This is a genomic window from Microbacterium sp. (assembly GCF_052102115.1).
Lineage (GTDB): Bacteria > Actinomycetota > Actinomycetes > Actinomycetales > Microbacteriaceae > Microbacterium.
This window is the reverse complement of the sequence record NZ_JBQDVP010000086.1, coordinates 1-3,923: the sequence shown is the minus strand read 5'-3', so window position 1 is coordinate 3,923 and position 3,923 is coordinate 1. Positions and strand designations below refer to the sequence as shown.

Below are 3,923 nucleotides of genomic sequence, written 5' to 3'. Positions count from 1 at the left end.
AGGCCGCGTCGCAGGCTGCGGCTCAGGCGGACGCCTCGTCGACATCGAACGCTGAGGCCTCGGCCGCGGCTGATGCGAGCGTAGACGCTGCGGCCGCATCGCAAGCGGCATCGAACGCTGACTCGTCGACGAATGCCTCGGCTACGGCCGCTGCGAACGCCGGCGCGGACGTGAATGGTGACGAGAACACCAACGCGTCGGCGTCGGCCTCGGCATCGACGAACGCAGATGATGACAGCAACGCTTCGGCTCAGGCCGCAGCGCAGGCTGCCGCACAGGCGGACGCGACCACGACGGCCTCGGCCGCTGCGGATGCAGACGCAACTGCCGCCGCCGCATCGGCTGCCAACGCTGATGCATCGAGCGACGCGTCGACGGATGTTTCGTCGGACGTCAATTCGTCGGCTCAGGCCGCGTCGCAGGCTGCGGCTCAGGCGGACGCCTCGTCGACATCGAACGCTGATGCAACCTCGGCAGCGAACTCGAACGCAAGTGCTGCGTCCGCTGCCGCGTCGAACGCTGATTCGTCGTCGGATGCCTCCTCCGAGGCAGCCGCTTCGTCGGACAGCGACGCGTCGGCTTCGGCCAGCGCTTCGTCTGATGACAACGCGACGTCCTCGTCGGACAGTGACGCATCGGCTTCGGCCAGTGCCTCGTCGGACGACGACGCGACGTCCTCCTCGGACAGCGACTCGAGCTCTTCTTCGGACAGTGAGTCGGCCTCGAACGCGAACGCGTCGAGTGCCGCTGACGGCCAGAAGATCTCGATGGAGCTCGAGAACGACCGCCTCCAGGTCGGCGAGACGCAGGTGGCCCACGGCCACGGCTTCGAGCCGGGCGAGTCGGTTTCGGCAGCGCAGTACTCCGAGAAGTTCGACATCGGCACCTCGGTCGCCGATGACAACGGCGACGTGACGTTCACGTGGTCCGTGCCGAACGGCTCGACGATCGGCAACCACGTGGTCGAGCTCACGGGCGCGACCTCGGGTAGCGTTGACGCCACCTTCGAGGTGTACACCTCCACCGGTGGCGGCGCGCTGTCGCCGACGGGCGGTGACATGGCGCTTCCGCTCGGGGGCCTCGCTGCGGCGATGCTGCTCGCGGGTGCCGGCGTCTGGTTCGCCGTACGTCGTCGGGCACACGCCTGAGCTGACTAGCTGAAAACCCGGTGCTCCGGACGGAAACCCCGTCCGGAGCACCGGGCGTTAGATGAGGATCCCTGCATGAAAGAGCGGACACGCCCCCGCCGACGTCTATACATCCGGGTCATCATGTGCGCGGCCGCGCTCGTGACCGCGTGGCATGTGTTCGCCTCGTTCCTCTGGATCGCCCCGTGGGCACCGATGCGCGAGCTCGTCGGACAGCAGACGCTCTCGAGCTACATGATCCCGATGTTCGGGCAATCGTGGAGCGTCTTCGCCCCGGAGCCGGTGAACGGCGACTACCGCTTCGAGGTGCGGGCGATCGTCGACGGCGAGGAGACCGAGTGGGTCTCCGCCAGCGACGTCGAGCTCTCGATGATCCAGTACAACCTCTTCACGCCTCGCGCCGGCATCGCCGCAATGGACGTCTCGAGCCAGTTCAAGGGAGCCTGGGGCGACCTCACGACCGAGCAGCAGGAGGTCGCGGAGCTCAACTACTTCAAGGCCGAGTGGGAACAGCGCATGGCCGACGCCATGATCGAGCTCGATGACACGACCGACGTTTCCTCCTACATCGAGCAGGAGCACCGCGCCACGGCATACGCCACGCAGGTCGCATTCGCCGTGTGGGGCGATGACGTCGAGCGCCTCCAGTACCGCGCGACGCGTCAGAACGTGATCCCCTTCAACGACCGGCACGACCCCGACGCCGAGCGCCCGGGCATTCAGTACTCGCCCACCGGATGGCGCGGACTCGTCGTCAACGACGGACAGTCGCAGGACGCCTTCACCGACGTCTTCCGCGCACAGCACGAACGGATGGGCGAGTGACGCGCGGCGCGACGGGCGCCCCCGTCATCGAACGCGCCGGCGCGGCCGTATCGCAGACGATCCGGGCGGCCGGTCGCCTCATCGCTCTTCTCCTGCGCACCCTGTGGGGCATCGCGCGGAACACCTGGCTGTGGACCGAGTCGTGGCTGCTCGACAACAAGGTGTCGCTCTACGGTCTGTCGGTCACGCGCATCCTGATCGGCCTCACCGGCGTCGGGCTGCTGCTGACGAACTTCTCCAGCCGCCTGTACGCATTCGGATCCGGATCCGCCTGGAACGGCGAAGGCGCGGAGCCCGTCAGCGACTTCCCGAAGATCTGGATCTTCAGCTGGTTCCACCGCGTCGCCTACGACGACGTGCTGTTCACGACGCTGTACGTCGTGCTGCTCGCCCTCGCGGTCATGTTCGTGCTCGGCTGGCGCTTCAAGATCGTGCTGCCGATCTACTTCGTTCTCTGGGTCAGCTTCATCGAGATGAACGACGCGCTGGGCGACCAGGGCGACAACATGTACCGCATCGTCCTGCTTCTGCTGCTGTTCGCGGATCCCGCTGCGCGCTGGTCGCTCGACGCGCGGCGCCGCGCGAAGAACGGCTTCCGCACGATCCTCCCGCGCGAGATCAGCAACCTGCTGCACAACCTCGCCCTCGTCGCCCTCACGGCGCAGGTGATCTTCGTGTACGTGTCCGGCGGCCTCTATAAGGCCGGAGGCGATCCCTGGTCCGGCGGCTACGCCGTGTACAACCCCCTCATGACCGAGCGGTTCGGCACGTGGCCCGTGCTCAGCGAGCTCTTCACTGCGTGGGGCCCAGCCGTCACCGCCATCACCTGGGGCTCGATCGTCCTGCAGATCGCCTTCCCCTTCATGCTGCTCACGCGGCCCACGCGCATCCTCGCCCTGGCCGGCATCATGTCGTTCCACATCGGCATCGGCGTGCTCATGGGGCTGCCCTGGTTCTCGCTCGCCATGATCGGCATCGACTTCATCTTCATCCGCGACCGCACCTGGAAGCGGATGGCGGAACTCGCCCGCGGCGCGTACCGCAACGGCCCCTCCGAGTGGGCCGACCAAAAGGAGCGCGCCGAGGTCTGACTCTGCTTGTGGTCGGTGCACAAACGAATCGCTCGAGAGCTGACGATCCGCATAGATTTTGTCGTGACAGACTCCCCGATGAGAGGAAGCACCGTGGCCGACATTGCCGTTCGCCCTGCCGCAGCTGAACCGACCGATCAGGCCGCTGACGTCTCGATCGACGTCGACGCACTCACCCCACACCTGCTCGGCAAGTGGAGGGACGTCCGTCTCGAAGCGCGCGAGATGATCAAGGACGAGGCGTTCTGGCAGATTCCTGGCCAGGATTACCACACGCACCGCGAGCGCGTGTTCGAGCAGACGCGGCTGCTGGCCGAGCGCGGCGCGGGCTCGCGCGCATTCCCGACGGAGTACGGCGGACAGAACACCCAGGGCGGTAACCTCGCCGGCTTCGAGGAGCTCGTTCTCGCCGATCCGAGCCTGCAGATCAAGTCGGGTGTGCAATGGGGGCTGTTCAGCTCGGCCATCTACCAGCTCGGCACGAAGAAGCACTGGGACAAGTGGCTCGCCGATGCGGCGAGCCTGAAGCTTCCCGGCGCGTTCGCGATGACCGAGATCGGGCACGGATCCGACGTGCAATCGATCGCGACGACCGCGACATATGACCCGGAAACCGAGCAATTCGTCATCGTCACGCCGTTTCGCGGGGCGTATAAGGACTATCTCGGAAACGCCGCGGTGCACGGCCGCGCTGCGACCGTGTTCGCGCAGCTCATCACCGGCGGGGTCAACTACGGGGTGCACTGCTTCTTCGTGCCGATCCGCGACGACAACGGTGAGAACCTGCCCGGCATCACGAGCGAGGATGACGGGCCGAAGGGCGGCCTGAACGGCATCGACAACGGTCGCCTCGCCTTCG

At 66.6% G+C, this 3,923-nt stretch carries 6 protein-coding genes; 4 read left to right on the top strand and 2 right to left on the bottom strand.

Features of this window, described 5'->3' with window-relative positions:
• Positions 1 to 22: 22 nt before the first annotated feature.
• Both ACTICP_RS15440 and ACTICP_RS15435 read right to left on the bottom strand, forming a co-directional pair.
• Positions 23 to 241 (bottom strand): hypothetical protein, encoded by a 219-nt coding sequence (locus tag ACTICP_RS15440; RefSeq protein ID WP_441893862.1) that lies wholly within the window; start codon positions 239 to 241, stop codon positions 23 to 25.
• Positions 242 to 430: 189 nt separating this feature from the next.
• The gene (locus ACTICP_RS15435) at positions 431 to 973 is read right to left on the bottom strand and encodes a hypothetical protein (protein ID WP_441893860.1); all 543 of its coding nucleotides are present in this window, start codon (positions 971 to 973) and stop codon (positions 431 to 433) included.
• On the opposite strand from ACTICP_RS15435, the gene ACTICP_RS15430 reads away from it, so the two are divergent.
• From ACTICP_RS15430 to ACTICP_RS15415, 4 genes are all read left to right on the top strand, one after another.
• Positions 960 to 1,148, top strand: a complete 189-nt coding sequence (locus ACTICP_RS15430; protein WP_441893858.1) for an LPXTG cell wall anchor domain-containing protein — start codon at positions 960 to 962, stop codon at positions 1,146 to 1,148. The genes ACTICP_RS15435 and ACTICP_RS15430 overlap by 14 nt on opposite strands.
• Before the next feature lie 75 nt (positions 1,149 to 1,223).
• Positions 1,224 to 1,973 carry a DUF5819 family protein gene (locus ACTICP_RS15425; protein WP_441893856.1) on the top strand — a complete coding sequence of 250 codons (750 nt, stop codon included), beginning with the start codon at positions 1,224 to 1,226 and terminating at the stop codon, positions 1,971 to 1,973.
• Positions 1,970 to 3,064, top strand: coding sequence for an HTTM domain-containing protein (locus ACTICP_RS15420; RefSeq protein ID WP_441851156.1), 1,095 nt, complete (start codon positions 1,970 to 1,972; stop codon positions 3,062 to 3,064). Before ACTICP_RS15425 ends, ACTICP_RS15420 begins: the two co-directional genes overlap by 4 nt.
• Before the next feature lie 63 nt (positions 3,065 to 3,127).
• The coding region (locus ACTICP_RS15415) for an acyl-CoA dehydrogenase family protein (RefSeq protein WP_441893854.1) at positions 3,128 to 3,923 on the top strand (796 nt) is incomplete at its 3' end.